19 protein-coding genes are annotated in these 24,957 nt (G+C 62.2%); 9 read left to right on the top strand and 10 right to left on the bottom strand.

Features of this window, described 5'->3' with window-relative positions:
• The gene (locus J2045_RS01025) at nt 1–888 is read right to left on the bottom strand and encodes a metal ABC transporter substrate-binding protein (protein ID WP_307368213.1); all 888 of its coding nucleotides are present in this window, start codon (nt 886–888) and stop codon (nt 1–3) included.
• A gap of 246 nt (nt 889–1,134) precedes the next feature.
• Between J2045_RS01025 and J2045_RS01020 the strand changes: the two genes are divergently transcribed.
• Both J2045_RS01020 and J2045_RS01015 read left to right on the top strand, forming a co-directional pair.
• Nucleotides 1,135–2,748: a hypothetical protein gene (locus J2045_RS01020; protein ID WP_307368210.1), complete on the top strand. Its 1,614-nt coding sequence runs from the start codon at nt 1,135–1,137 to the stop codon at nt 2,746–2,748.
• Nucleotides 2,749–2,860: 112 nt separating this feature from the next.
• A complete protein-coding gene (locus J2045_RS01015) occupies nt 2,861–4,234 on the top strand; it encodes a M20 family metallopeptidase (protein ID WP_307368207.1) in 1,374 nt (457 codons plus the stop codon).
• A gap of 211 nt (nt 4,235–4,445) precedes the next feature.
• On the opposite strand, the gene J2045_RS01010 is transcribed toward J2045_RS01015, so the two are convergent.
• The 6 genes from J2045_RS01010 to J2045_RS00985 form a co-directional block, all read right to left on the bottom strand.
• Nucleotides 4,446–5,090, bottom strand: a complete 645-nt coding sequence (locus J2045_RS01010; RefSeq protein WP_307368203.1) for a hypothetical protein — start codon at nt 5,088–5,090, stop codon at nt 4,446–4,448.
• Between the two features lie 271 nt (nt 5,091–5,361).
• Nucleotides 5,362–6,858, bottom strand: coding sequence for a lysine--tRNA ligase (lysS, locus tag J2045_RS01005; protein WP_307368200.1), 1,497 nt, complete (start codon nt 6,856–6,858; stop codon nt 5,362–5,364).
• 171 nt (nt 6,859–7,029) lie between these two features.
• Nucleotides 7,030–8,487 (bottom strand): glutamate--tRNA ligase, encoded by a 1,458-nt coding sequence (gene gltX / locus J2045_RS01000; protein WP_307368197.1) that lies wholly within the window; start codon nt 8,485–8,487, stop codon nt 7,030–7,032.
• Nucleotides 8,488–8,928: 441 nt separating this feature from the next.
• Nucleotides 8,929–10,698 (bottom strand): SLC13 family permease, encoded by a 1,770-nt coding sequence (locus tag J2045_RS00995; RefSeq protein WP_307368194.1) that lies wholly within the window; start codon nt 10,696–10,698, stop codon nt 8,929–8,931.
• A gap of 146 nt (nt 10,699–10,844) precedes the next feature.
• Nucleotides 10,845–11,606 carry a TerC family protein gene (locus J2045_RS00990; protein WP_307368190.1) on the bottom strand — a complete coding sequence of 254 codons (762 nt, stop codon included), beginning with the start codon at nt 11,604–11,606 and terminating at the stop codon, nt 10,845–10,847.
• 112 nt (nt 11,607–11,718) lie between these two features.
• Nucleotides 11,719–12,420 carry a TetR/AcrR family transcriptional regulator gene (locus tag J2045_RS00985; protein WP_370872949.1) on the bottom strand — a complete coding sequence of 234 codons (702 nt, stop codon included), beginning with the start codon at nt 12,418–12,420 and terminating at the stop codon, nt 11,719–11,721.
• Between the two features lie 142 nt (nt 12,421–12,562).
• On the opposite strand from J2045_RS00985, the gene J2045_RS00980 reads away from it, so the two are divergent.
• The 5 genes from J2045_RS00980 to xylA all read left to right on the top strand — a co-directional run bounded on the left by J2045_RS00980 (nt 12,563) and on the right by xylA (nt 19,601).
• Nucleotides 12,563–13,753, top strand: coding sequence for an HlyD family secretion protein (locus tag J2045_RS00980; protein ID WP_307368187.1), 1,191 nt, complete (start codon nt 12,563–12,565; stop codon nt 13,751–13,753).
• Between the two features lie 33 nt (nt 13,754–13,786).
• Nucleotides 13,787–15,370 carry a DHA2 family efflux MFS transporter permease subunit gene (locus tag J2045_RS00975; RefSeq protein ID WP_307368184.1) on the top strand — a complete coding sequence of 528 codons (1,584 nt, stop codon included), beginning with the start codon at nt 13,787–13,789 and terminating at the stop codon, nt 15,368–15,370.
• A gap of 169 nt (nt 15,371–15,539) precedes the next feature.
• The gene (locus J2045_RS00970; RefSeq protein ID WP_307368181.1) at nt 15,540–16,565 is read left to right on the top strand and encodes a LacI family DNA-binding transcriptional regulator; all 1,026 of its coding nucleotides are present in this window, start codon (nt 15,540–15,542) and stop codon (nt 16,563–16,565) included.
• A 23-nt stretch (nt 16,566–16,588) separates the two neighbouring features.
• The gene (gene xylB / locus J2045_RS00965) at nt 16,589–18,037 is read left to right on the top strand and encodes a xylulokinase (protein WP_307368178.1); all 1,449 of its coding nucleotides are present in this window, start codon (nt 16,589–16,591) and stop codon (nt 18,035–18,037) included.
• Between the two features lie 253 nt (nt 18,038–18,290).
• A complete protein-coding gene (gene xylA, locus J2045_RS00960) occupies nt 18,291–19,601 on the top strand; it encodes a xylose isomerase (RefSeq protein WP_307368175.1) in 1,311 nt (436 codons plus the stop codon).
• A 244-nt stretch (nt 19,602–19,845) separates the two neighbouring features.
• Here the strand turns inward: xylA and greA are convergent, their stop codons facing one another.
• Both greA and J2045_RS00950 read right to left on the bottom strand, forming a co-directional pair.
• Nucleotides 19,846–20,328 carry a transcription elongation factor GreA gene (gene greA / locus J2045_RS00955; protein WP_307368171.1) on the bottom strand — a complete coding sequence of 161 codons (483 nt, stop codon included), beginning with the start codon at nt 20,326–20,328 and terminating at the stop codon, nt 19,846–19,848.
• Between the two features lie 135 nt (nt 20,329–20,463).
• Nucleotides 20,464–21,402 (bottom strand): LysR substrate-binding domain-containing protein, encoded by a 939-nt coding sequence (locus tag J2045_RS00950; RefSeq protein WP_307368168.1) that lies wholly within the window; start codon nt 21,400–21,402, stop codon nt 20,464–20,466.
• Nucleotides 21,403–21,531: 129 nt separating this feature from the next.
• Between J2045_RS00950 and J2045_RS00945 the strand changes: the two genes are divergently transcribed.
• On the top strand, nt 21,532–22,068 hold the full coding sequence (locus tag J2045_RS00945) for a metal-independent carbonic anhydrase family protein (protein ID WP_307368165.1): 537 nt from the start codon (nt 21,532–21,534) through the stop codon (nt 22,066–22,068).
• 99 nt (nt 22,069–22,167) lie between these two features.
• On the opposite strand, the gene J2045_RS00940 is transcribed toward J2045_RS00945, so the two are convergent.
• The gene (locus J2045_RS00940) at nt 22,168–23,187 is read right to left on the bottom strand and encodes a LacI family DNA-binding transcriptional regulator (protein WP_307368162.1); all 1,020 of its coding nucleotides are present in this window, start codon (nt 23,185–23,187) and stop codon (nt 22,168–22,170) included.
• 176 nt (nt 23,188–23,363) lie between these two features.
• Here J2045_RS00940 and J2045_RS00935 point away from each other — a divergent pair, with 176 nt between their 5' ends.
• Nucleotides 23,364–24,890, top strand: a complete 1,527-nt coding sequence (locus J2045_RS00935; protein ID WP_307368159.1) for a sugar ABC transporter ATP-binding protein — start codon at nt 23,364–23,366, stop codon at nt 24,888–24,890.
• Nucleotides 24,891–24,957: the final 67 nt, after the last annotated feature.

The raw sequence follows: 24,957 nt of genomic DNA, 5'->3' as shown, positions 1-24,957 counted from the left end.
TCATCCGGCAAATCCCTTCACGATGGTCGAGACCGTCACCTTCAGGAGATCCAGATAGGTCGGGACCGGCCCATCGGGTTCACTGAGGGAATCCACATAAAGGACGCCCCCGTAGCGTGCCCCGGTTTCGGCTGCCACCTGTTTGGCCGGCTTGTCGGAGACAGTGCTCTCAGAGAATACGACGGGGATCTTGTTTTCGATCACCTGGTCTACGACAGTCTTGACCTGTTGGGGTGTGCCCTGGCTGTCGGCATTGATCGGCCAGAGGTAGAGTTCCTTCATGCCGAGATCGCGGGCGAGGTAGGAGAAGGCGCCTTCGCTCGTTACCAGGAAGCGCTCGTTTTCCGGTATCTTGGCGATCTCCGCCTGCATCGGCTCGATCTCGGCTTTGATCTTCAGGGAATAGGTGCGTGCATTGGCCTCATAGATCGCGGCGTTTGCGGGGTCGATGTCGGTCAGCGCCTTGCGGATGTTTTCGACATAGATGAGTGCATTTTCGGGAGACATCCAGGCATGCGGGTTCGGCTTGCCGTCATAGGCGCCGCCGGCAATGCCGATCGGCTCGACACCGTCGCTGACGGTGACGGTCGGCACATCGCCGAGATTGGCGAGGAATTTTTCAAACCAGGCTTCGAGGTTGAGACCGTTGCGAAGGACGAGATCGGCATCCCGGGCCTTCAGGATGTCGCGGGGGGTCGGCTGATAGCCGTGGATTTCCGCCCCGGGTTTGGTGATGCTTTCGACGGTCGCCGCATCACCCGCAACATTTTGAGCGATATCGGCAATGACGGTGAAGGTGGTGACGACCTTCGGCTTGTCGTTGGCATAGGCTGCACCCGGCAGCAGCAGCGCCAGGGCGAGAAGACGGCAGGCAAGCTTTGAGACCATGGTCCATTCCTGTTCTTGCAAGTCATTCGCATTAAAATCTATCGCGCTTCGCGCTGATGTCAACGCTTTTGCAAATCATTTGCAAAAAGCTTTCCGTGGTCTGTGCCGGAACAGGAAGGGCGGGGTTAAAGGTTCCGCAAGGAGAGCGGCGTATGATCACGTCCAGTATTGCGTAAACAGTCGGGACGGTGTCATGGCGGAGTTCCAAGCGTGAAGGTGCCGAAGATCCACCTTTCACGAAAGCTCATGCTGATTTTGGGCGGGGTGTTCGTCACCCTTGGCGGCACAGGTGCCGCTGCTGTCTATATCGGTGCAGACAAGCTGCTCGGGCCCTCCTATGCGGAGTTGAACGGGCTTGAATGTACCGAGGTGAAGACGGTCGAGATCCACAAAAAGGACCGCTTCTGGGTGCGCAAATTCATCACCACCAATGAGCCCGGCGATGGTCTGACGCGCGTCAAGACGGCATTGCGCGTGGCGAAGACCCTGCAGGAAAGCAAAAAGGCTGACCTTGTGCAGGTCGTCGTGCTCGATGCGAACGGCCCCAAGGATCGTTCCGGCATGCGTGGCCGTGCCGTTGGCGCCGATGTCATCTACGTCCCTGATCCGAGCCATGTTCCGGAAGAGATTTCGGCGCGTGTCCTGACTGCCCGCTATACCGATGGCCTTGCTGCGGCCAATGGCGAGTTCTTCGGCGAACGTGTCGACATGCTGGAAGACGACATCCAGGCGCTCTTGGCGAAACTCAGCGATGCAACCGATTGCGTGAAGCCTGAAGTGGTACTGCCCGAAGGGGAGGGCCATGGCGAGAAGGCCGCCGATGGTCACGGAGAGGCGCCGGCTCATGGCGCCGAGGATGCCCATGGCGAAAAGCCGGCCGAGGGGCATGGAGAAAAGCCTGCTGACGGCCATGGCGAAGCCGAGGGTGAACACGGCGATGCGCCAGCCGGTGAGCATGGCGAGGAAACGCCTGTCGCCGAGCATGGTGCTGAAGAGAGCAAGGGCTGGATGGCCTCGCTGATGGGCATGGTGGGTTTCGGCGGCGATGAAGCGCCTGCCGCCGAGGGACACGCCGCTCCCGCTGATGGTCATGCGGCCCCGGCGGATGGACATGGCGCACCTGCCGATGGTCACGGCGCAACCGCTGAAGGACACGACGCGCCGGCTGAGGATCATGCAGAGCCCTCCACCGTGGCGCATGGCGATGCGGGCTCGGCCGAGACGCATGAGGAAGCCGCTGACGAGGGTGATGCCCAGCATTCCGCTGCCGCGCCGACTGATCATAGCGAGACACAGGCTGCCGAAGATGCGCATGGCGAAGCGCCTGCGCATGCCGAAGAACAGCTGGTCCAGACAGAAGAAAAACCGGCTGCCGTCGACGAGGTTGCCCACGGCGCGGATGCCGGCGGCCACGACGCTGCCATCGAACAGGCTGGAGGCCACGAAGTCCCCGCCGAAGAGGTTCCCGCCGCAGACGAAGGCTGGTTCGGCTCCCTGAAGAGCATGGTCGGGCTCGGCGGTTCCGAGGCGGAGACGCCGGTTGAGGATGCGACGGCGGAGGCCGCGCCTGCAAAGGCTTCCGAGGGTGCTGCGAGCGCCGACCATGGCGCGGCCTGGCTGGAGAAGATGCGGGCACAGCCGATCACGCCTGATGGCGGCGGAGCCGCAGAACCTGCTGCCAAACCGGAAGAGCATGGCGCTGTCACCGATGGCCATACGCCTGCAGTAGGCGAGCAGCATGCCGGCCAGCCTGCAGGAGATCACGGCTCAGAAGGCCATGCGGCACCTGCCGAAGATGAGGCGATCCTGCCGCCCAAGGCCAAAGCCAAGGGTGACGAGCACGCCAAGGCAGAGCACTGAGGCCGGTCGCCGCTTCGGTCATGACGCTGCTTATCCGCTGTGACCGATCGTCAACGACGGCGAATCCTGTAGTCTTGCGTCGGGAGGTCCAACGCAAGACGACCGGGAACTCATGGAACGACAGGCCCTAATTCAGCACGCATCCGACTATGCGTCGAGTGGCGCTCTCGCCGCTGATCTCGCAGCGCTTGTCGCGCGCCCTTCGGTGAGCCAATCGGAGGGGCTGCCCGACGATCTCATCGCCTATCTCAAGGAGGATGTCAGGCCGATGCTGGAGGGCATCGGCTTTGACTGCCGGACCTTCGACAATCCGCTGCCGGATGGTGCGCCCATTCTCGTCGGGTCGCGGATCGAGGGTGCGGGCCTGCCGACCATCCTGATCTACGGGCATGGCGATGTCTGCAACGGCGAGGCATCCCGCTGGCGCGAGGGTTTGCATCCCTTCCGGCTGACGCAGGAGGGTGACCGGCTTTACGGTCGGGGCACCGCCGACAACAAGATCCAGCACCTGATCAACATCAAGGCCCTGGAGACCGTGATCAAGGGACGAGGGCGCCTCGGCTTCAACGTCAAGATTGTGCTGGAAATGGCGGAGGAGACCGGGTCTTACGGCTTGCGGGACTTCTTCGAGCGCGAACGCGACCTGTTGTCGGCGGATGTGCTGATTGCCTCGGACGGGCCGAGGCTGCAGGTCGAGACGCCGACCATGTTCATGGGCTCGCGCGGCGGCCTAAGCTTCGATCTCGTGGTGGACTTGCGGCCGGGCGATCATCATTCCGGCAATTTCGGCGGGTTGCTTGCCGATCCCGTGATCCTGCTCACCCATGCCATCGCCGCCATTGTCGATCGGCGCGGCCAGATCCTGGTGCCGGAATGGCGCCCGACGAGCCTCACACCCGACATTCGTGCAGCGCTCAAGGATCTGCCGCCGCGCCGGCATGATGAGGGCTGGGGCGAGGCGGATCTCACGCCGTCCGAACGGGTCTTCGGCTGGAATTCGCTGACCGTTCTCGCGATTTCGGCAGGGAATATCGCGGCCCCGCAGAATGCCATCTCGGGGTCAGCGCGGGCGACCTGTCAGCTGCGGTTTGTCGTCGGCACTGACATGGACGAGATCCTGCCGGCGCTCAGGCGGCATCTCGATGCCGCAGGCTTTTCGATGGTGGAGATCCGGGCCAAAGGGCCGGCCTTCAAGGCGACACGCTTTCCGCCGGATCATCCCTGGGTGCGCTTTGTCGAGCAGTCCATTACCGCAACAACTGGCAAGGCTCCGCATCTCCTGCCCAATCTTGCGGGGTCGCTGCCGAACGATGTCTTCACCGACGTGCTGGGTCTGCCGACGATCTGGATCCCGCATGCGCATGCCGACTGCGGCCAGCATGGGCCGAACGAGCATGCGCTCTTGTCGATTGCCGAAGAGGGCATGCGGATCATGACGGGGCTTTTTCTCGATATCGCCGAGAAGGGCGCGCCGGCTTCGGGCTGAGCCGGATCTTGTGTCCGACGGAAACGAAAAATCCCGGACCTCCTGCGAGATCCGGGATTTGAAACTTGTATCTGCCGTCCTGCTCAGTCGGCCTTGTTGCGGCGCGCTGGGAAGAGGATGACGATCGCGGATCGGCCATATGCTTATGCTGTTCTTCGGTGTTATTGAGTTCGAAAGGAGCGTTGCCGCATGTGCTGCGGTTTCCTGTGCTCTACCAAACCGAATAGGTGAATACAGTTCCGTTCTGGGAGATCGACGCATGGCCGCCGGTGGCCTTGTCATACATGACGCCGTCTCTGATCTCCGTGTATTGCTCGAGGAAAGCGTCCATACCTTGGGTGTTCCAGCTGGTGCTCGAGCCTCGCATGCTCCCGTCCGCGTTGAAAGTCTGGCGTTCGGTCATGGTCGACGTGACACCCATCTTCGACATATCGTAGATGGCAATCGTTCCCTTCTCCAAGGCATCGAGATAAGACCGCGCCCATTCGGCCTTGGGGCCGTTTCCTGCGGCTTTTTCCTTCCACGAGGCCATCGCCGTAGCCGCATAGTGATCGTCTGGAACGCCCTTCCCGGTGCCGGTTTTCGTCAGTGTGTAGGTGCCGTTCGCGTTCTCGGTGCGATGAGCGCCTTCCATCGTGAACATGCCATAGGAGGCAGCCTCAGAGCCGCCCATTCCGGCCACAATTTCGATGATCTTGCCGATCGCATTTGCGGCCTTGAAGACGTTATCGGTGTTTCCGGTCGCCTCAATTGAGGAGTTCGCTGCCGACGTGTTCCCGCCCTCATATTGTGAGGGCGTTGCAGAGAAAAGCAGCGAGATCGTGGAGCTTGATAGCGAATTGACGCCGGAAATCATGGTTTGCTTCCTAAGGATATCGGGAAACACTTTTGAAAATTGACCTCGTCAAACGCGAGGCTGCATCATGCCTTCTCAACCATTAGGGGTAAGCTAATGAATTTTCCGTTAACTTCTACCTCTGGCGGGCTCTCGCTTTTCACATGCAACGAAAAGAATAGGCGCTGAAGGTGCGCTCGTCAGTGCGCGGACCTGAATGGGCTGTCTTCAAACGAAAAATCCCGGACCTGCGAAGAGATCCGGGATTTGAAACCTGTATTAGCCGTCCCGCTCAGTCGGCCTTGTTGCGGCGTGCCGGGAAGAGGATGACGTCGCGGATCGACGGGGCGTTGGTGAGCAACATGATCAGGCGGTCGACACCGATGCCAAGACCGCCGGCGGGCGGCATGCCCTGGTCGATCGCATCCAGGAATTCGTCGTCCAGCTGCTTGTCCTTTTCGCCGCGCGAATGGGCCTGTTCAAGCTGCTCGACCATGCGCTTGCGCTGCTCTTCCGGGTCGTTGAGCTCGGAAAAAGCGTTGCCGACTTCCCAGGCGTTGCAATAGGTCTCGAAACGTTCGACGAGGCGCGGCTCGCCCGGCACTTCCTTGGCAAACGGCGAGATGTCCTTGGGGAAATGCGTGACGTGGCTCGGCTGGATCAGCGTGCCCTCGACCTTCTCTTCAAAGATGAAGGCAAGGCATTCGCCCCAGGTCCAGTCCTTCTCGACGGCAAAGCCGGCGGCCTTGGCGGCGGTGCGGGCTTCCTCGTCGGTCTTCATCGACAGGAAGTCGATGCCGGTTGCTTCCTTCACGGCATCAGGCATGGGCACGCGCTTGAACGGTCCCTTGAAGGAAAGCTGCTTGTCACCGAAGGTGAGGTCGGTCGTGCCGTGGATGCCGACCGCGAGCGTCTCGAACATGCGCTCGACGAGGCCCATCATGTCCTCGTAGTCGGCATAGGCCCAGTAGCATTCCATCATGGTGAATTCGGGATTGTGGCGGGTCGACACACCTTCGTTGCGGAAGTTGCGGTTGACCTCGAACACCTTGTCGGCCAGGCCCGATACCAGCGTACGCTTGAGGAACAGTTCCGGCGCGATGCGCAGATACATGTCCATCTTCAGTGTGTTGTGGAAGGTCTTGAACGGGTCTGCGTTCGCCCCGCCATAGACCGTCTGCAGCATCGGCGTCTCGACTTCGAGGAAACCTTCGCCTTCGAGGAAGCGGCGCAGACCGGAGATGATCTTCGAGCGCTGCTGGAAGCGGAGCTTGGATTCCTCGTTGGTGAGGATGTCGAGGTGGCGCTTGCGGTAGCGCAGCTCGATGTCGGCCAGGCCATGATACTTCTCCGGCATGGGGAGGAGAGTCTTGGTCAGCATGGTGATTTCATGGGCGTTAATCGTCAGTTCGCCGCGCTTGGTACGACGGACCTGGCCCTTGACGCCGATGATGTCGCCAAGGTCGATCATCGGCAGAAGCGCGCGGGCTTCCTCCGGGGTCGTGTCCTTGTGGGAGAAGATCTGGATCTTGCCCGAGGCGTCATGGATATCCATGAACATGCCGGAATTGCGCGAGGAATAGACGCGACCGGCGACCGTGATGATGTCGTCAGACGTTTCGTCCAGTTCCAGGCCCGCATATTTCTCGGCAAACTCCGCATTGGTCATCGTGCGGTGAAAATGCGCCGGATAGACGTCGCCGACGGTTTCGCGCAGCAGCGCAAGCTTCTGGCGGCGGACTTCCGTCGGGTCGGAGGAGAGGGCGGTTTCGTTGGTCTGTTCGGTCATTGTGTGGTTCCTGTGGCGGCCTCTGGCCTCTGCCGTATGTCTTTGCCCCTCACCCTACCCTCTCCCCGCAGGCGGGGAGAGGGGACGTCTTGCCGAGGGTGGCCGTCGTGGCCTTCTCCCCGTTTACGGGGAGAAGGTGCCCAAAGGGCGGATGAGGGGCAATGTCTCAAATCAGTTCTGCGCACCCGCCATCGACGTCAGCACCTGGATCGCCACCTTCAAACGCTGGCGCACGACCGAGCGGCCGAGCAGCGCCATCGAGTCAAACAGCGGCAGCGAACGCTGGCTGCCGGAGACGGCGACGAAGAGGGGCGGGGTGACGACGCGGAGCTTTTTGCCCATGCGCTCGGAGATCGCACGCAGCTCTTCCTCGATGGTCGCGACGTTCCATTCGAGGATCTTTTCGAGATCCGCCTGAACGGTGGTGACGATTTCGAGTGTTTCCGCCGGGCTGGTCTTCAAGCCGCCGAAGGAGGCGGGCGAAAGACCAACGTCGTTGGCGAGCAGGAAGCCGGCGAGCGGCGGGACTTCGCCGAGCTTGGTGACGCGGCTCTGGGCAAGCTTCAGGCCTTCGACGAGGCGATCGTTTTCCATCGACCAGTCGAGGACGCGGGCAACAAACTCTTCCGGTGTCAGCTTTTCGCGCAGCCAGCGGCCGTTCAGCCAGTCGAGCTTCTGAATGTCGAAGATCGCGCCGGCCTTTGAGAGGTTGTCGGGGTCGAACTTCTCGATCAGCTCTTCCATCGACAGCAGTTCCTCGCCTTCGGCGATCTGGATGAAGAACAGGCCGAGGAAGTTCATCAGGGCTTCCGGCAGGTAGCCGAGAGCGGAGTAGTAGGAGATCGAGGTCGGGTTCTTGCGCTTCGACAGCTTCGACTTGTCGTGATTGCGCATCAGCGACAGGTGCATGAAGACCGGCGGCTCAAGGCCGAGATGGCGGTAGATCAGGATGTGCTTCGGCACCGATGCCAGCCACTCCTCGCCGCGGGCGACGTGGGTGATCTTCATCATGTGGTCGTCGACGACGTTTGCCATGTGGTAGGTCGGCATGCCGTCGGCCTTCAAGAGGACCTGCATGTCGACGCTTTCCCAGGGGATCGAGACATCGCCATAGACGCCGTCATGGAAGTCGCAGGAGCCTTCGGTCGGCACCTTCAGGCGCACGACATGCGGCTCGCCGGCGGCAACGCGGGCGGTCACTTCCTCGGCCTTCAGATGCAGGCAGTGGCCGTCATAACCTGGCGGCTTGCCGGCGGCGCGCTGGGCTTCGCGCATGGCGTCCAGCCGCTCGGGCGTGCAGAAGCAATGAAAGGCGCCGCCATTGTCGAGCATCTTGTCGACGAAGGGGCGGTAGAGATCCTTGCGCTCGGACTGGCGATAGGGGCCGTAGGGGCCGCCGACATCGGGGCCTTCCGTCCAGGTGAGGCCGGTCCATTTCAGCGCGTCCAGCACCTTCTGCTCGAATTCCGCCGTCGAGCGGGTCGCGTCGGTGTCCTCGATGCGCAGGATGAACTCGCCGTCGAATTTCTTGGCGAAGAGATAGTTGAACAGCGCGATATAGGCGGTGCCGACATGGGGCTCGCCGGTCGGGGAGGGGGCAATGCGGACTCGGACGCCGGACTTGGTCATGGATAAAGCTCGTGGTGCGTGCGGGTGATCGGGCGACAGGCGCCGGATCGGGACAATGTGCGAAATCAGTATGGCGGCTCACCGGAAACAGGCGAGGAAGTCTGCCTGTGCAAGCCGGTTCCACCGGCTGGCCTTAGGCCATATTCAGGCCGTTGCGTCAAGAAAAACCACGGAAATCTGGTGATGCCGAGCGGTCCTCGAAAACAATCTGAAAAAATTCGTATGCGTTGGAACTGGAGGGGCAGACTTGCGTTTCCGTGACAGAACGCCGGCCGTGCCAAGCGGATGCCACGGATCAAGGGGGATACGGAGGTTTTTCCGGTTTCTCCCCGTCGCCGACGCAATGCAGACGAGCCCCTTAACGTCTGGCCTGCGTTCTCCCCCAAGTCCCGCCCCAAAGGAAAACCTGCGTCCGCCGACGCAGGTTTTTCTGGGTTTGTCCTATTGAACCGGCCAGACCATCAGCAGGGCCGGGACCGCCACCAGGACGACGAGAACAGAAAGAGGCAGGCCAAGCCTTGGATAGTCGGAGAAGCGATAGCCGCCCGGCCCCATGACCAGCGTGTTGCACTGGTGGCCGATCGGGGTAAGGAAATCGCAGCCGGCACCAATGGCAACTGCCATCAGGAAAGCCTCCGGCTTGTAGCCAAGGGTGGTGGCGAAGCTCGCGGCGATCGGGGCCATGACGAGCACGGTTGCGGCATTGTTGAGGAAGGGTGTCACTGCCATGGCGGTCAAAAGGATCATGGCGACGGCGCCCCAGGGTGGCATGCCGCCAGCCAGCATGTTGAGCCAGCCGGCGATGACGTCGCTGCCGCCAGAAGTGCGCAGCGTATCGGCAACCGGGATCAGAGCCGCCAGCATCACAAGGATCGGACCATCGACGGCGCGATAGACTTCGCTGACCGGGATCACGCCGAAGGCCACCATCGCGAGCGCTGCGGCAAAGAAGGCAATGGCGACCGGGGCGAGGCCGAGGGCTGTCGCCCCCATGGCGATGACCAGAATTGCCAGGGGGATGAAGATGTTGCGGCTCGTGCCGAGCAGGATCTCGCGCTCGGCGAGCGGCAGGCAGCCGAGTTCGGTGAGGATCGACGGCATCTGCTGGCGCAGGCCCTGCAGCACCACGACGTCGCCTGAGCGCAGGGTTAGCTGGCCGAGGCGCTCGCGTATGCGCTTGCCCTGGCGGCTGACGGCGAGCAGATTGACGCCGTAGGTGTGGACCAGCGACAGCTCGCTGGTTGTCTGGCCGATCAGTGGCGAGCCGCGTCCGATGACAGCCTCGACGGAGGAGATGTCGCCACGCCGCTTGCGGTCGCCATCGGTGTTGCCGGAAAGGCTGAGATTGCCCTGGGAGACGATGCGGTCCAGTGCTTCCGATGGACCTTCCAGCAGCAGCGTGTCTTCCTCGTGCAGCAGGACGTCGGGGAAGGGCGACAGACGGGTCTGTCCGCGCAGGATGGCGGTGGCGGTCACTTCGCCATGGGATGTCTGGAGCAAGTGGTGCAGCGTCTTGCCGACAAAGGGAGACTGGCGGGTGATCATGGCTTCCGTCGCGAAGCTTGAGGCTTCGAGCGCCTCCTGCAGCGATGGGTTCTGGTTCTCGCGGCGCGGCACCAGCCAGTAGAAGAAGATCAGGAAGACGATGCCGGCTGCCGCGAGCGTCGCGCCGACCGGGGTGAAATCGAACATCGTGAAGGGCTGGCCGGTCAGTTCCTCGCGCAGGCGCGAGACGGCAATGTTCGGCGAAGTGCCAATCTGCGTCATCAGCCCGCCGAGCAGGGCGGAAAAGGCCATGGGCATGAGGAAGACCGAGGGCGGCACATTGGAGCGGCGGGCGAACTGGAAGGCGACGGGCATCATGATGGCGAGCGCGCCGATGTTCTTGATGAAGGCGGAGAGGATCGTGACGGTGACGAGAAGCAGCAGCATCTGCCCGTGCAGCGACGAGAGCGCCGGAAAGAAACGTTTGATGGCAAGGTCGACGACGCCCGATCGCGCCACGCCGGCGCTGACCACGAGGGCGCTGCCGACGATAATGACGAGATCATCGGAGAAGCCGGAGAATGCCTTGTTGACCGGTACCAGGCCGAACGTCACCGCAGCGACGAGGGCGACGCAGGCCACGACGTCGTAGCGGAACTTTTCCCAGAGAAAGGCAGCCATCATCAACGCGATAAGGCTGAAGGCGAGGATTTGCTCGTAGGTCATGGGGCTCCGGCAAAATGCGGATGATCGATGTCGGCGTAGGCGCTAGCTGCAATTCCGGCAAGGGGTGATCAGTTCCGACGTTATACGCTCCACCATAAAAAAGGCCCATCTTGCGACAGGCCTTCGTTGATTTTCGGGTTCGCGCCTCAATGGGCAACTGTGGCCTTCGCGTTTCGATCACGCTCGCGCTTGCGGCGGGCGAACATGTTGAGCACCTCGACCAGGGCCGAGAAGGCCATGGCGGCGTAGACATAACCTTTCGGCACGTGGAAGCCCATGCCTTCTGCGATCAGCGTCGTGCCGATCATCATCAAGAAGGCCAGCGCCAGCATGACGATGGTCGGATTTTTCTCGATGAAGTTGGCAAGCGGCGTGGCTGCAACGAGCATGACGGTGACGGCTGCGACCACGGCGACGACCATGATCGGCACATGTGGGGTCATGCCGACGGCGGTGATGATGCTGTCGATCGAGAAGACGAGGTCGAGCAGCAGGATCTGGCCGATGGCGCTGGCAAAGGTCGTCGATGCGGTCGAGGCGATGAAGTCCTCTTGCTTGTCGACCGGGTCCACGGCGTGGTGGATTTCCTTCGTCGCCTTCCAGACGAGGAAGAGACCGCCGGCGATCAGGATCATGTCCTTCCAAGAGAAGCCGTGGCCGAATAGCTCGAATACGGGCGTGGTCAGCTGGACGATCCAGGCGACGGTGCCGAGCAGGGCGAGGCGCATGATGAGTGCCAGACCGATGCCGATGCGACGGGCCTTTTCGCGCATCTCGGCCGGCAGCTTGTTGGTCAGGATCGAAATGAAGATCAGATTGTCGATGCCGAGAACGACTTCCATGACGACAAGCGTCACGAGTGCGACCCAGGCGGCGGGGTCCTGGAGAAGAACGAGAATATCCTGCATGAAGTTCTTCCGTGCTGATCAAACGGATGGGCCATTCAGGACATGAGACATATCGCCGCAAATGGCAAGCGGTGAATTTTTCGCCGGAGAGGGAGCAGACGCCGTTGGGCGATCAGTCGGAAGTCGCGTCTTTCCGGGGTGCGTAGAACGTCATGAACATGCGAAGACCGGACTCCACCACCCGTTCGATCTCCTTGTCGTCAGGGCGCACGGGGATGTCATTGAACAGCTTCTTCTTGAAGTAGCCGGCCGTCGACATGTCGATGAACTGCCGTGCGGCGAGATCGGTGTCTTCGACTGAGAGTTCGCCCTTTTCGTTCGCAGCGGCGATGTAGTCCTGCAGCAACACCTTGATATTGGTCGGCGACGACGCGAAGAATCGTTGACAGAGCGCCGGCATGCGATCGAGCACGCCCATTAGGATGCGCATGGTGGGGATCATCTCGGTATCGAGAATGAAGTGCGCATGGGCGATCGCATAGCGCCGCAGGCCTTCCTCGACCGTGTTGCTTTCGGCAAGAATCTGCTGGATGGCGGCATCGAAGGCGCTCTTTTCGCGCTCGACCAGAGCGCCGAACAGATCTTCCTTGCTCTGGAAGTAAACGTAGATGGTCCCCTTCGAGACACCCGCTTCGCGCGTCACGTCGTTCATGCTTGCAGCGTCGTAGCCGAGTTTCATGAAGACGCGCTTGGCGCCGTCCAGGATCTGGCCGCGTTTCACCGGATCCGCGCCGGCCGCAAATCGTCCGGCCGCCCCGCACATCTGGGCCGTCGTCATCTCCATTTCGTCCTGCTTCATCATCTGTCTCGGCATGCCGCCTTCGAAAAATTAACTCAATCGGGGTTCTGAGGACGCATCCTCGGGAATTGTTCTTGATATGAGGTAAAAAAGGCTCTATGTCAATCGAACCGAACGGTTCAGTTCGAATAAGTTCAACCCATCCCCGGTCCGTATCATGTCAGTCACGCAAAGATCCACCGCCCTTAGTTCCACTTCCACTCCAGTCGACCGGAATGAGGCTGCGCCCCTGACGGAAACGGATGCGGGGGCCCAATCACCACCGGCAGAGGCGCTCGTCGCGGACAAGGCCAAGAAGCGCAACTCTGTTTTCCCCATCCTCGTCGCGGCACTGCTCGGCGGCGCGGCCTGGTATGGATATGGATGGTGGACAGAGGGGCGCTTCATGGTGTCGACGGAAGACGCCTATATAGAAGGTGACATTGCAATCATCTCGCCCAAGGTTTCCGGTTATGTCGAGAAGGTCAACGTAACCAGCGACCAGATCGTCCATGCCGGCGATCCGCTTGTCACGCTCGACGGTGGCGACTACCAGATCGCCTACGAGCAGGCGCTGGCCAGCAAGGAGAGCGCTGAACTGTCCGTGAAGCGGATCGATGCGCAGATCATCGGTGGAGAGGCGAGTGTAGCGCAGTCCGAAGCGCAGCTCGGTGCGCTCGACGCGGCCGTTCGCGGCGCTGAAATCACTGCAAATCGCGCCGGCGAGCTCGCATCCAAGTCTGTTGGCACTGCCGCTGATCTGGATAATGCTAAGGTAGCGCTCGATCAGGCGCGGGCCAATGTCGTTGCCGGCCAGGCGGCCGTTTCCTCGGCGCAAGCCAATCTGGCGCTCCTGAAGGCCCAGCGCGAGGAGGCGCTGAGCGCTGTGCGCCTGCAGCAGCTGGCAATCGACAAGGCCAAGCGAGACCTCGACTTTACCGTGCTCAAGGCGCCGTATGACGGTGTCATCGGCAATCTTTCGGTCCAGGCTGGTGACCTTGTTTCGGCTGGCAAGCGGCTCGCCGCACTGGTCCCGACCAACGAGCTCTATATCGAGGCGAATTTCAAGGAGACGCAGATCGCCGATCTGGTTCCCGGTTCCAAGGTTTCGATCCATGTCGACGCCTATGGCGACCAGCCGCTCGAGGGGACGGTCACCTCGATCGCTCCGGCCTCCGGCGCTATCTTCTCTATGCTGCCAGCGGAGAATGCCACCGGCAACTTCACCAAGGTCGTGCAGCGCGTGCCCGTTCGTATCGCGCTGCCCAAGGATGCGCTCGCTGGCGGCCACTTGCGCGCCGGCCTCAGCGTCATCGTCGACGTCGACACCCGCACGGCCCCTGAGGGCCAGGCGCTTGCCGCACAGTAAACCACCGGCTGTCGTAAGCGAAAGGGCCGTCACATGGCCGCTATCAATACACAAGACATCGCTGCATCGGCACCCGCCGAGGAGCGGATGGATCCGAGGCGCGTCCTCGCCTTTCTGGCAATGGTTTTCGGCATGTTCATGTCGATCCTCGACATCCAGATCGTTTCGGCTTCCTTGTCCGAGATCCAGGCCGGTCTTGGCGCGGGGTCCGACGAAATCGCATGGGTCCAGACGTCCTACCTGATCGCCGAAGTGATCATGATCCCGCTGTCGGGCGTTTTGGCACGGATCGTTTCGACCCGGGTGCTGTTCACCGTATGCGCCGCCGGATTCACGCTTGCCAGTGCGCTCTGTGCTACCGCGACGAATATCGAGCAGATGATCGTCTACCGGGCGATCCAGGGCTTCATCGGCGGCGGCATGATCCCGTCGGTGTTTGCGGCGGCATTCACGATCTTCCCGCCCTCCAAGCGCAGCATCGTCTCGCCGATGGTTGGTCTCGTCGCGACACTCGCGCCAACGATCGGGCCGACGATCGGCGGCTATATCAGCCATGCCATGTCCTGGCACTGGCTCTTCCTGATCAACGTCATTCCCGGCGTGATCGTCGCTGCGGCAGCCTGGAGCCTGATCGATTTCGACGAGCCGGAATACAGCCTGTTCAAGAAGTTCGACTGGTGGGGACTGGCCTCCATGGCCGTGTTCCTCGGCTCGATGGAGTTCGTGCTGGAAGAAGGCAACAACAAGGACTGGTTCAACGACCATCACATCGTCATGGGCACGATCGCCATGGTGATCGGCGGCTTCATCTTCTTCCGTCGGGTGTTCAAGGTGGATTTCCCGGTCGTCGATCTCAGGGCGTTCTCGAATGCGAATTTCGCCTTCGGTTCCCTGTTCTCCTTCGTCATGGGGGTGGGGCTCTACGGACTGACCTATCTTTATCCGCTCTATCTTGGCCGGATCCGCGGCTATGACAGCCTCATGATCGGCGAGACCATGTTTGTCTCTGGTGCTGCGATGTTCCTGACCGCACCGGTCGCCGGCGCTCTCTCGAACAAGCTCGATCCACGCGTGATGATGATGATCGGCTTTTCCGGCTTTGCGCTCGGGACCTACATGATGACCGGGATCACGGCAGACTGGGATTTCTACGAGCTGCTCGTGCCGCAGATCCTGCGCGGCTGCTCGCTGATGATCTGCATGGTGCCGATCAACAATCTGGCGCTCGGCACGCTGCCGCCGGAGCGGATGAAGAATGCGTCCGGTCTGTTCAACCTGACACGCAATCTGGGTGGCGCGGTTGGCCTGGCGATCATCAATACCATGCTCACCCAGCGCACCGACGATCACTATGCACGGCTTGCGGAACAGCTGAGCTGGGGCAATCAGGCGGCTCTCGACTGGCTGGCGAGCGTGGGGGCCAATTACGACAGCTACGGTCTGGACGGGACTGCTGTGGCGATCAAGAAGCTGTCGGGTGTTGCCACCCAGCAGGCCTGGCTCCTGTCCTTCATGGATGTCTTCATGGGGCTCACCGTGCTTTTCACCGCGCTGGTCTTCCTGACGTTGCTTCTGAAGAAGCCCAAGGGAGCAGCACCCGCCGGTGCAGGGCACTGAGGACACCATGCCCGCATAAGGTTGCGGGTCCAGTGTTCCATTGATCTCCATTACTCGGTCGTCCCATCCTGTGGGGCGGCCTCTTTTTTTGATCATTAAGAGGTACGTACATCAGATTTCTGATTTACGTACCTCATCCGCTGGTGTAGGACAGGCGCCGGAGGAGAGAATGAAGCCCACTGTCCATGACATCGCGAGCCGCGCGGGCGTCAGCCTTGCCACCGTCGACCGGGTCCTGAACCGGCGACCGGGGGTCAGTGCGCGCACCCGCGAGAAGGTGGACCAGGCGGTGAGCGCGCTCGGTTTCGTGCGTGATGTGGCAGCGGCAAATCTTGCCAAGGGGCGCGTCTATCCGCTGACCTTTCTCATTCCCTCCAACGATAATTCGTTCATGCGCGGTCTTAGGGTCGCGCTTGATGAGGCGACCGGACACGCTGCCGTCGAGCGGATCGCGATCCGCATCGTCGACGTACCGGCTTTCGACCCGCAGGCGCTGGCACAGGCGCTGGATGGTGCCGTGACCGAAGCGCCGGCCGGAATTGCCTTCGTCGCCGTTGATGCGCCGGAGGTGGCGGCCGCTGCCGAACGGGTGCTCGCCGCCGGCATTCCCCTGGTGACACTGGTCTCGGACCTCACGGGCGCTGGCCGCGACCACTATGCCGGTATCGACAATGCGGCGGCCGGGCGCACGGCTGCCAGCCTGATCGGCCGCTTCCTCGGCGGACGAGAGGGCGCTGTAGCGGTCCTGGCGGGTTCGATGCTGGTGCGCGACCACCGCGAACGCTTCCAGGCCTTCTCCGCCACCATGGCTTGCGATTTTGCCGGTTTCGAGCGCCTGCCGGTGCTGGAGGGGCGCGACGATCCGGCGATCGTCGATATGCTGGTGACGGCGCTGTTTGCGGAACGCTCCGACATTGTCGGCCTCTACAGTCTGGGGGCCGGCAACCGCGGCCTGATCAAGGCGCTGGATCGCCTTGCCGCCGAGCGCCGTCCCGTGGTCATCGCCCACGAGTTGACGGAAACGACGCGTGGCGCGCTGCAATCGGGGCTGATCGATGCCGTACTCAACCAGGATGCCGGCCATGAAGTGCGCAGCGCCATCCGCGTTTTGAAGGCGAAGGCCGATGGGCTGCCTGTTGTCGCTGCCCAGGAGCGCATTCGTATCGACATATTCTTGAAGGACAATCTGCCCTGAGGGTGGAGGAATGGAGGACACCCATGTATCTCGGATTGGATCTCGGCACGTCGAGCGTGAAGGCCATGCTGATCGACGATCAGCAGCGGGTGATCGGTGTCGGTCACGCGGGTCTCACCGTCCAGCGGCCGCATCCCGGCTGGTCGGAGCAGGCGCCCGGCGACTGGCTGAGGGCGACGGAAGAGGCGGTCGCGGCGCTGAAGGCCTCGCATCCGACGGAACTCGCCGCCGTCAAGGGCATCGGTCTTTCCGGCCATATGCATGGCGCAACGCTCATCGACGCCAAGGACCGGGTGCTCCGCCCCTGCATCCTCTGGAACGATACGCGCAGCCATGCGGAAGCCGCCGCGCTGGATGCAGACCCGCGCTTCCGGGCGCTGACCGGCAATATCGTCTTCCCGGGCTTTACCGCGCCGAAGCTCGCCTGGGTGAAGAACAACGAGCCGGATACCTTCGCCAAGGTCGCTAAGGTGCTCCTGCCCAAGGATTTCCTCCGCCTCTGGCTCACCGGCGAATACCTCTCCGATATGTCGGACTCGGCTGGCACCAGCTGGCTCGATACGGGCAAGCGCGCCTGGTCGAGCGAACTTCTGGAGGCCACCGGCCTGACCGTCGAGCAGATGCCGGGCCTTGTCGAAGGCACAGATCGCGCCGGCACCTTGCGCGCCGAACTGGCTGAAAAGTGGGGCCTAGGCTCGAACGTCGTCGTGGCGGGTGGGGCAGGCGACAATGCCGCCTCTGCCTGCGGCATGGGCACGGTGGCCGAAGGCCAGGCCTTTGTCTCGCTCGGCACGTCGGGCGTGCTGTTTGCCGCCAATGCCTCCTACCTGCCGAAGCCGGAAAGTGCCGTGCATGCCTTTTGCCATGCGCTGCCCAAGACCTGGCACCAGATGGGTGTCATCCTCTCGGCAACCGACGCGCTCAACTGGCATTCGACGGTCACCGGCAAATCGGCCGGCGAGCTGACCGGCGAACTCGGTGATGTTCTGAAGGCACCGACCGGAGTCACCTTCCTGCCCTATCTCTCCGGCGAGCGGACACCGCATAATGACGCTAAGATCCGCGGCGCCTTTATCGGCCTCGGCCATGAGAGCGACCGTGTCGTGCTGACCCAGGCGGTGCTGGAAGGCGTCACCTTTGCCATCCGTGACAGTCTCGAAGCCCTGAAGTCTGCGGGCACGAAGATCTCGCGGGTGACGGCCATCGGCGGCGGCTCGCGCTCGCGTTACTGGCTGTCCTCGATCGCCACCGCGCTCGACATGCCGGTCGATATTCCCGCCGATGGCGATTTCGGCGCGGCCTTCGGGGCGGCACGTCTGGGATTGATCGCGGCAACCGGGGCTGATCCGCTCTCGGTCTGCACGGCGCCGCAGACGGCGGAGACGGTGGAACCGGTGAAGGCGCTGAGCTCTGCCTATGAGGCGGCTTACGGGCGCTACCGGGCGCTTTATCCGGCGATCCGGGGGATTTGACGGTCAAGGTCCTTGGGCTTGGTACCCCCCTCTGCCCTGCCGGGCATCTCCCCCTCAAGGGGGGAGATCCGCAGGAGGCGGGACCTTCGCCAAGAATATGCCTCACCCGTTACGTGTCGATGGCGTGAGGCAGAGAGCGTACCCCACTCCAATCTCCCCCCTTGAGGGGGAGATGCCCGGCAGGGCAGAGGGGGGTATCCTGGGCACGATGACGTTTTGAAGACGACTAGACATTAATTGAGGAGAAACACCCATGAACACAGGCTTTTTCGGCAATATCCAGAAGATCAAATATGAAGGCGAAGGCAGCACCAATCCGCTGGCATTCCGCCACTACAACCCGGACGAAGTCGTCCTCGGCAAGCGCATGGAAGACCATCTGCGCTTTGCCGTTGCCTATTGGCACACGTTCGTGTGGCCGGGCACCGACCCGTTCGGCGGCAACACGTTCGAGCGTCCGTGGTTCAACGACACGATGGATGCAGCCAAGCTGAAGGCAGACGTTGCCTTCGAATTCTTCCAGCTGCTCGGCACGCCCTATTACTGCTTCCACGACGCCGATGTTCGCCCCGAGGGCAACAGCTTTGCCGAGAACACGAAGAACCTCAATGAGATCGTCGACTACTTCGCCAAGAAGCAGGCCGATACCGGCGTCAAGCTGCTCTGGGGCACGGCGAACATGTTCTCCAATCGCCGCTACATGTCGGGTGCTGCCACCAATCCGGATCCTGACGTCTTTGCCTTTGCAGCCGCGACGGTGAAGACCTGCCTCGACGCGACCCAGCGTCTCGGCGGTGAGAACTACGTGTTGTGGGGTGGCCGCGAGGGCTATGAGACCCTGCTCAACACCGACCTGTCCCGCGAGCTCGACCAGATGGGCCGCTTCCTCAACCTCGTCGTCGAATACAAGCACAAGATCGGTTTCAAGGGTGCGATCCTGATCGAGCCGAAGCCGCAGGAGCCGTCGAAGCACCAGTACGACTACGATGTCGCCACCGTCTACGGCTTCCTGAAGAAGTACGGCCTCGAAAAGGAAGTGAAGGTGAACATCGAGCAGGGCCATGCGATCCTCGCCGGCCATTCCTTCGAGCACGAACTGGCGCTTGCCGGCGCGCTCGGCATCTTCGGCTCGATCGACATGAACCGCAACGACTACCAGTCCGGCTGGGATACCGACCAGTTCCCGAACAATGTTCCGGAAATGGCGCTGGCCTATTACCAGGTTCTGCAGGCCGGCGGCTTCACCTCGGGCGGCACCAACTTTGACGCCAAGCTGCGCCGCCAGTCGCTGGACGCCGAAGACCTGCTGATCGGTCATATCGGCGGCATGGACTGCTGCGCCCGTGGCCTGAAGGCTGCGGCGAAGATGATCGAGGACAAGGCGCTGTCGGGGCCGCTCGGCTCGCGTTATGCCGGCTGGGACAAGGCCGAAAACCAGAAGATGCTGCGCGGCGAGGAAAGCCTCGACGCCATCGCTGCCCGCGTCGAAGCCCAAAACATCAACCCGCAGCCGGTTTCCGGGAAGCAGGAACTGCTGGAGAACGTGGTCAACCGCTACGTTTGATTTTGACGCTCTGAATGTCTTTGTAGGCCGGGGCGCGCAAGCGTCCCGGCCTTTCGCATTCCTGTACCGCCGTCATCCTCGGGCGAAGTCCCGAGGATCTGCCAAGGGTGGTCGCGGTGGGGACGGTTCGTGAGTGTGGGGCGGGCCCAGCGGTCGGCTGAAGAGACGGGTTTTCGGCAGGCGGCAGTAGATCCTCGGGACTGCGCCCGAGGATGACGGTCGGGCGCGCGGGGGCAAACGCCGCTTAGCCGATCGCGGTGATCTCCAGCTCCTGATCGCCCACCGTCACGACATCCCCCACGGCTCTGCCCATCAACCGGCTGGCCACCGGCGAGACGAAGGAGATCGAGCCGGATTTCGGGTCGGCCTCGTCCTCGCCGACGATGCGATAGGTCTGCACGCGGCCGTCATCGCGCTCGAAAGTCACCCGGCTTCCGAAGGCGACCACGGCATTGCTCTCCGGTTCCGGGATCACCTGGGCGGTGCGCAGCCGTTCGGTGAGATAACGCAGGTCGCGATACGGCACTGCCGACTGGCGGCGGCGCTCGTTGACATCCTCGACCGCCTGGGCGCCCAGATAGGCGACACGTGCCTCTTCCGCCTGGACTTCGAGACGCTTCAAGCCTTCTGCGGTCACCAGGTTCGGATGGGGCGAAATCGGTCTGTCCGGCAGATGCAGCTCCGCTGCGGTTTCCGAACTCTCTTCCTTGGTGAAGGCGACACTCATGTCTTGTCCCAGTCGTCGTTTTGGTTTCCTACATAGGCAGCCGGGGCGGCAAGGCCAAGGTTTTCCTGTCATTCTCGACAGGCCTAAGGGCTATGCTCCATGCAACACGATGGAGGGGGCTTCGGTTCCCCCGTTTCAGGGCGCGCGCCGGGCAAAGGGGTCGGTGCGGGCGGCGCGGATCTCTTCCTTGACCGCGATCAGGGCCTTGGCCAGCGTCTCGAAGGCATCGGCCATGGGGGAGGCGCTGCGCCAGTGGAGCGCGACCGGGTGCAGGGCCTCGGGATGATCCAGCCGGCGGACGACGAAATCCGGCTGCCTTATCGCTTCGGCCAGCGCATAGAGCGAAGGCAGGACGGCGACACCGGCGCCGATCACCGCCATCTGGCGAACGGCGTCCAGGCTCGACCCCTGATAGTCCCGGCTGACCTTGGTGCCGGCAAGTTCGGCCAGATGTTCGACGATGCGGGTCAGGGCATAACCCGGGCGCAGCGACAGGAGCGGCCTGCCGGCGAGATCGGCAAGCGTGACAGGTTCCTTCGATTGCGACAGCGGATCGTCCTCCGCCGCACAGATCCAGAGCGTTTCGGAAAACAGGAACCGGCTGGTGACATGTTCGCTTTCGATCGTCGAGCCGATGACGGCGTCGAGATGGCCGTCGCGCAATTGATGCAGGAGCTCGACGGTGCTGCCCTCATGGATGGCGAGGCGCAGGTTGGGGAAACGCAGGTGCAGGCGCTTGTTGGCAAGCGGCATGTAATAGGCGCCGACCGAGGGCAGGACTCCAATGCTCAGTCTGTTGTCGAAGGGGTCCGAAACGCTGCGTGCGGCTGCGCGAAAATCCTCGACCTCCAGAAGGATCGCCCGGGCCCTCGGCAGGAGGGCGGCGCCCATTGCCGTCAGCGCCACGCGGCGCGAAGTGCGTTCGAAAAGGATCAAGCCCAGTTCGTCCTCCATGCCGGCCAGAAGCTTCGACAGGCTCGGCTGGCTGACGGCCAGCCGTTCGGCGGCGATACCGAAGGAGCCGTATTCGGCGACCGCGACGAAATACTGCAACTGGCGAAGCGTGGGGCGCATGAAGAGGTCTCGTTGATTGATGCCCTTAGGCTATCAATGCTGAGATTAATTTCAATTGGCACTATGAAGCTGTCGACACCACCTCTGTCCTGTCCGGCAATCACGCCGCAGAAACGGGAGATCAAGAGAATGTTTCGCACAGCCATCATGTCGCTTGGACTGGTCAGCGCCATCGCAGTCGGTGCCGCGCAAGCCAACGACAAGACGCCGATCACGGAAGCCGAGGTCACAGCAACGCAGAAGGCCTGGGGTGAGGGGATCGTGGAGATCGGCAAGACCTTCACCGACGGCGGCGACTACAAGGCGGCGGCCAGCGCCCATATCGCGAAATTCTACGCCTATGGCGAGAGCCCCGTTTTGTTCAAGCCGACGCTGGCTGCCGAAGACCAGTTCCGTGGAACGGTCGACGAGGCGCTGTCCTATTTCGTGAAGGGCAGCATCGCCGAAGACAAAGGCTTTGCCATCGCGCCCTATTCGAATGTCCGCTGGGAGAACGAAGGCACGGTGATCGATTCCGACAGCGCGCTGTCGATGGGCAATTACTACTTCACCACCAAGGACGGCTCTGAAGTGAAGGTGGAATACACCTTCGGCATGGAGCGGATGGATGACGGCACGCTGAAGATCGTGCTGCATCACTCGTCGCTGCCCTACAAGCCGAGCTGATCACCGCTGATCGGCCAGATATCGGAGCCGGAGACCTCGCCCTCAGAAAGGGCGGGGTCTTTGTCTATTTGGGTTGAAGTCCGGGTGAGGTCCGCCCGCTCAGCGGCGAACCGGCGCCGTGACCGATCCGCGCACGATCAGATCCGGCATCAGCAGGATTTCCTGGCGCTCCGTCGGGCGGTCGGAGAGAGACTTGATCAACAGCGACATCGCCTGGCGGCCGATGGCGGTGCGCGGCTGGCGGATGGTGGTCAGCGCCGGGTTCACATAGGTCGCCTGAGGCACGTCGTCGAAGCCGATGACGGAGAAGTCGTGCGGCAGGTCGTAGCCGCGGGCGTTGAGGCCGTTCAACACACCGACGGCGGTTGCATCGTTGACGCACATGAAGGCTGTGGGCAGCGTGTCGCGCATGAAGAGCTGTTCGACGGCCAGCCGCCCACTTTCGATCGTGCCTTCGCCTTCCAGCACGAAGCGCTGCTGCGGCGGAATGCGGGCGGCGTCGAGCGCGATGTCAAAACCTTGGCGGCGGCGCTGGTGGCCGAGCCTTGTCTTGCTGTCGCCGATGAAGGCGATAGAGCGGTGACCGGCGGCGAGAAGATGTTCGGCGGCCTTGCGGGCGCCGGCGACATCGTCGACGCCGACATAGGAGATCTTCGAGCCGAAGACGGGTTCAAAGACGGCGACGGACGGCGGCAGGCGCTGGCCGACGACCTGATGGCCGAAGGGCTCGTGGCCAGTGAAGAGCACGAGGCCCGTCGCCTGACCGGAGCTCAAGAATTTTAGATATTCCAGCCCGCGCTCCGGGTCGTTCTGGGTATGGCCGATGAGCACGCCAAAGCCATGGGCCCGCGCCTCGTTTTCGAGGCCAATGAGGGTCGAGGAAAAATTCGGGTCGCCGATGTCAGGGGCGAGGATCAGGATCATGTTCGACCGGCCCATGCGCAGCGAGCGCGCCATGGCATTGGTCGTATAGCCGGTGATGGCGATCGCCTGATTGACGCGCTGGCGGGTCGATTTGGCCACCTTGTCCGGGGTGTGGATCGCACGGCTCACCGTCGCGATCGACACTTCCGCGATGCGTGCCACGTCCTCGATCGTCGCTGGTGCAGAATCCGGCACGCGGCTTTATCCCCTATCCGTCTGGAATCGTTGGAGACCTTACATTCACTGCTGCGACTGCGAAAGCCGAGAGGGAGCAAATTGTCCCCATGATGTGACGATGTAAACCTTTACATCAATCATGTAAAGGTTTACACGGGATGTCAGAGCGGTGGAGGAACCGCCGGGAGGATTGCATGACATCGGTTGGGGGCGAGGCGCGGACACCCGTGCTCGTGGCGGAGCGTATCTCCAAATCATTTGGCGACGTGCAGGTGCTGTTCAGCATCGATTTCGACGTGATGCCGGGCGAGGTGCATGCGCTCATGGGCGAAAACGGCGCGGGCAAGTCGACGCTCGTGAAGATCCTCTCGGGCTTCGAGCAGGCGACCGCCGGGCGCATCCTGCTGGACGGCGAGCCGGTGATCCTGCCGGCCAATGGTGCTGCCGAAGCGCTTGGCATCGTGCTCATTCACCAGGAATTCAATCTCGCGGACCACCTGACCGTCACCGAAAGCCTGTTTCTCGGCCGCGAGGTCACGCGTTTCGGCATGCTCGACCGCAAGGTGATGCGCGCCGAGGCCCGGCGGGTCCTGGATCAGCTGGGCTCTCAAATCGACGAGAATGCGCTGATCAGTTCGCTCGCCGTCGCCGACAAGCAGATGGTCGAAATCGCCAAGGCGATCAGCCGCAAGGCGCGCATCGTCTTCATGGATGAGCCGACGGCTGTCCTCTCGCGTGACGAAACGGAAGTGCTGTTCGGCCAGGTGCGCAAGCTGCGCGCCGGCGGCACGAGTTTCGTCTTCGTCAGCCATAAGCTCGATGAGGTGATGGAACTGACCGATCGCGTCACGGTGCTGCGTGATGGTCAGTGGGTGAAGACGGCGCCGACGTCTGCGCTCGACGGCGAGGCGATCGCCCAATTGATGGTCGGCCGCGAATTGTCGAGCCTTTATCCCAACAAACACGAGCCCGATGTCGACGAGCAGATCGTCCTGTCGGTCAAGGATCTGACGACCGGCTTCGTCAAGAATGCCAGCTTCGACCTGAAGCGCGGCGAGGTGCTCGGCTTTTCCGGGCTGATCGGCTCTGGACGCACGGAGCTGATGGAGGCGGTCGCTGGTCTCAGACCCCGGCTGTCGGGCGACGTCTGGCTGAAGGGCATGGTGCTCGACCAGCAGGATTTTCGCGAGGCGAACCGGCGCGGGCTCGCCTATATGACCAAGGATCGCAAGGGCAAGGGGTTGTTGCTCGGCGAGGGCATGACCGCGAACCTGACACTGCAGTCGATGGACAATCACGTCCGCCACGGCTACCTCGATCCCAGCAGCGAGGCGAAGGCCATGGCACGTGCCAAGCGGCGTTTCGACATCCGCGTGCGCGACGAGAAGGTGCGGGTCGGGCGCATGTCCGGTGGTAACCAGCAGAAGCTCCTCCTCGCCAAGATCATGGAAGTTGAGCCCGACGTGATCATCATCGACGAGCCGACGCGCGGTATCGATGTCGGCACCAAGCAGCAGATCTATCATTTCATTGCTGCACTCGCCCGCGAAGGGCGCTCGATCATCGTCATCTCCTCGGAAATGCCTGAAGTCATCGGGCTCTGCACGCGGGTTGCCGTGATGCGTGAGGGCCGGATGGTCGGCCTGCTCGAGGGTGAGGATATCAACGAACAGACGATCATGCGCTACGCCGCCGGCCTGAAACGGCAGATGGCGAGCTGAGCGATTTGCACAGCCCGGCGGCAAGACCGGGTTTGAGAACCAAGACTTCAGGGTGCGCGGCCTTGAA

The sequence above is a fragment of the Peteryoungia aggregata LMG 23059 genome (genome assembly GCF_030814435.1).
GTDB classification, from domain to species: domain Bacteria; phylum Pseudomonadota; class Alphaproteobacteria; order Rhizobiales; family Rhizobiaceae; genus Allorhizobium; species Allorhizobium aggregatum.
Note: the sequence above shows the minus strand (reverse complement) of the source record. Positions and strands in the feature narration are given on the sequence as shown.

Coding starts and splice junctions, on each gene's coding strand:
- J2045_RS00950 (WP_307368168.1), bottom strand. CDS start 21,402: ATGCGCCCCACGCTTCGCCAGTTGCAGTATTTCGTCGCGGTCGCCGAA.
- greA (WP_307368171.1), bottom strand. CDS start 20,328: ATGAGTGTCGCCTTCACCAAGGAAGAGAGTTCGGAAACCGCAGCGGAG.
- J2045_RS01010 (WP_307368203.1), bottom strand. CDS start 5,090: ATGATTTCCGGCGTCAATTCGCTATCAAGCTCCACGATCTCGCTGCTT.
- gltX (WP_307368197.1), bottom strand. CDS start 8,487: ATGACCAAGTCCGGCGTCCGAGTCCGCATTGCCCCCTCCCCGACCGGC.
- J2045_RS00990 (WP_307368190.1), bottom strand. CDS start 11,606: ATGCAGGATATTCTCGTTCTTCTCCAGGACCCCGCCGCCTGGGTCGCA.
- J2045_RS01015 (WP_307368207.1), top strand. CDS start 2,861: ATGGAACGACAGGCCCTAATTCAGCACGCATCCGACTATGCGTCGAGT.
- xylB (WP_307368178.1), top strand. CDS start 16,589: ATGTATCTCGGATTGGATCTCGGCACGTCGAGCGTGAAGGCCATGCTG.
- J2045_RS00995 (WP_307368194.1), bottom strand. CDS start 10,698: ATGACCTACGAGCAAATCCTCGCCTTCAGCCTTATCGCGTTGATGATG.
- xylA (WP_307368175.1), top strand. CDS start 18,291: ATGAACACAGGCTTTTTCGGCAATATCCAGAAGATCAAATATGAAGGC.
- J2045_RS00935 (WP_307368159.1), top strand. CDS start 23,364: ATGACATCGGTTGGGGGCGAGGCGCGGACACCCGTGCTCGTGGCGGAG.
- J2045_RS01025 (WP_307368213.1), bottom strand. CDS start 888: ATGGTCTCAAAGCTTGCCTGCCGTCTTCTCGCCCTGGCGCTGCTGCTG.
- J2045_RS01020 (WP_307368210.1), top strand. CDS start 1,135: ATGCTGATTTTGGGCGGGGTGTTCGTCACCCTTGGCGGCACAGGTGCC.
- J2045_RS00970 (WP_307368181.1), top strand. CDS start 15,540: ATGAAGCCCACTGTCCATGACATCGCGAGCCGCGCGGGCGTCAGCCTT.
- J2045_RS00975 (WP_307368184.1), top strand. CDS start 13,787: ATGGCCGCTATCAATACACAAGACATCGCTGCATCGGCACCCGCCGAG.
- J2045_RS00980 (WP_307368187.1), top strand. CDS start 12,563: ATGTCAGTCACGCAAAGATCCACCGCCCTTAGTTCCACTTCCACTCCA.
- J2045_RS00945 (WP_307368165.1), top strand. CDS start 21,532: ATGTTTCGCACAGCCATCATGTCGCTTGGACTGGTCAGCGCCATCGCA.
- J2045_RS00985 (WP_370872949.1), bottom strand. CDS start 12,420: ATGCCGAGACAGATGATGAAGCAGGACGAAATGGAGATGACGACGGCC.
- lysS (WP_307368200.1), bottom strand. CDS start 6,858: ATGACCGAACAGACCAACGAAACCGCCCTCTCCTCCGACCCGACGGAA.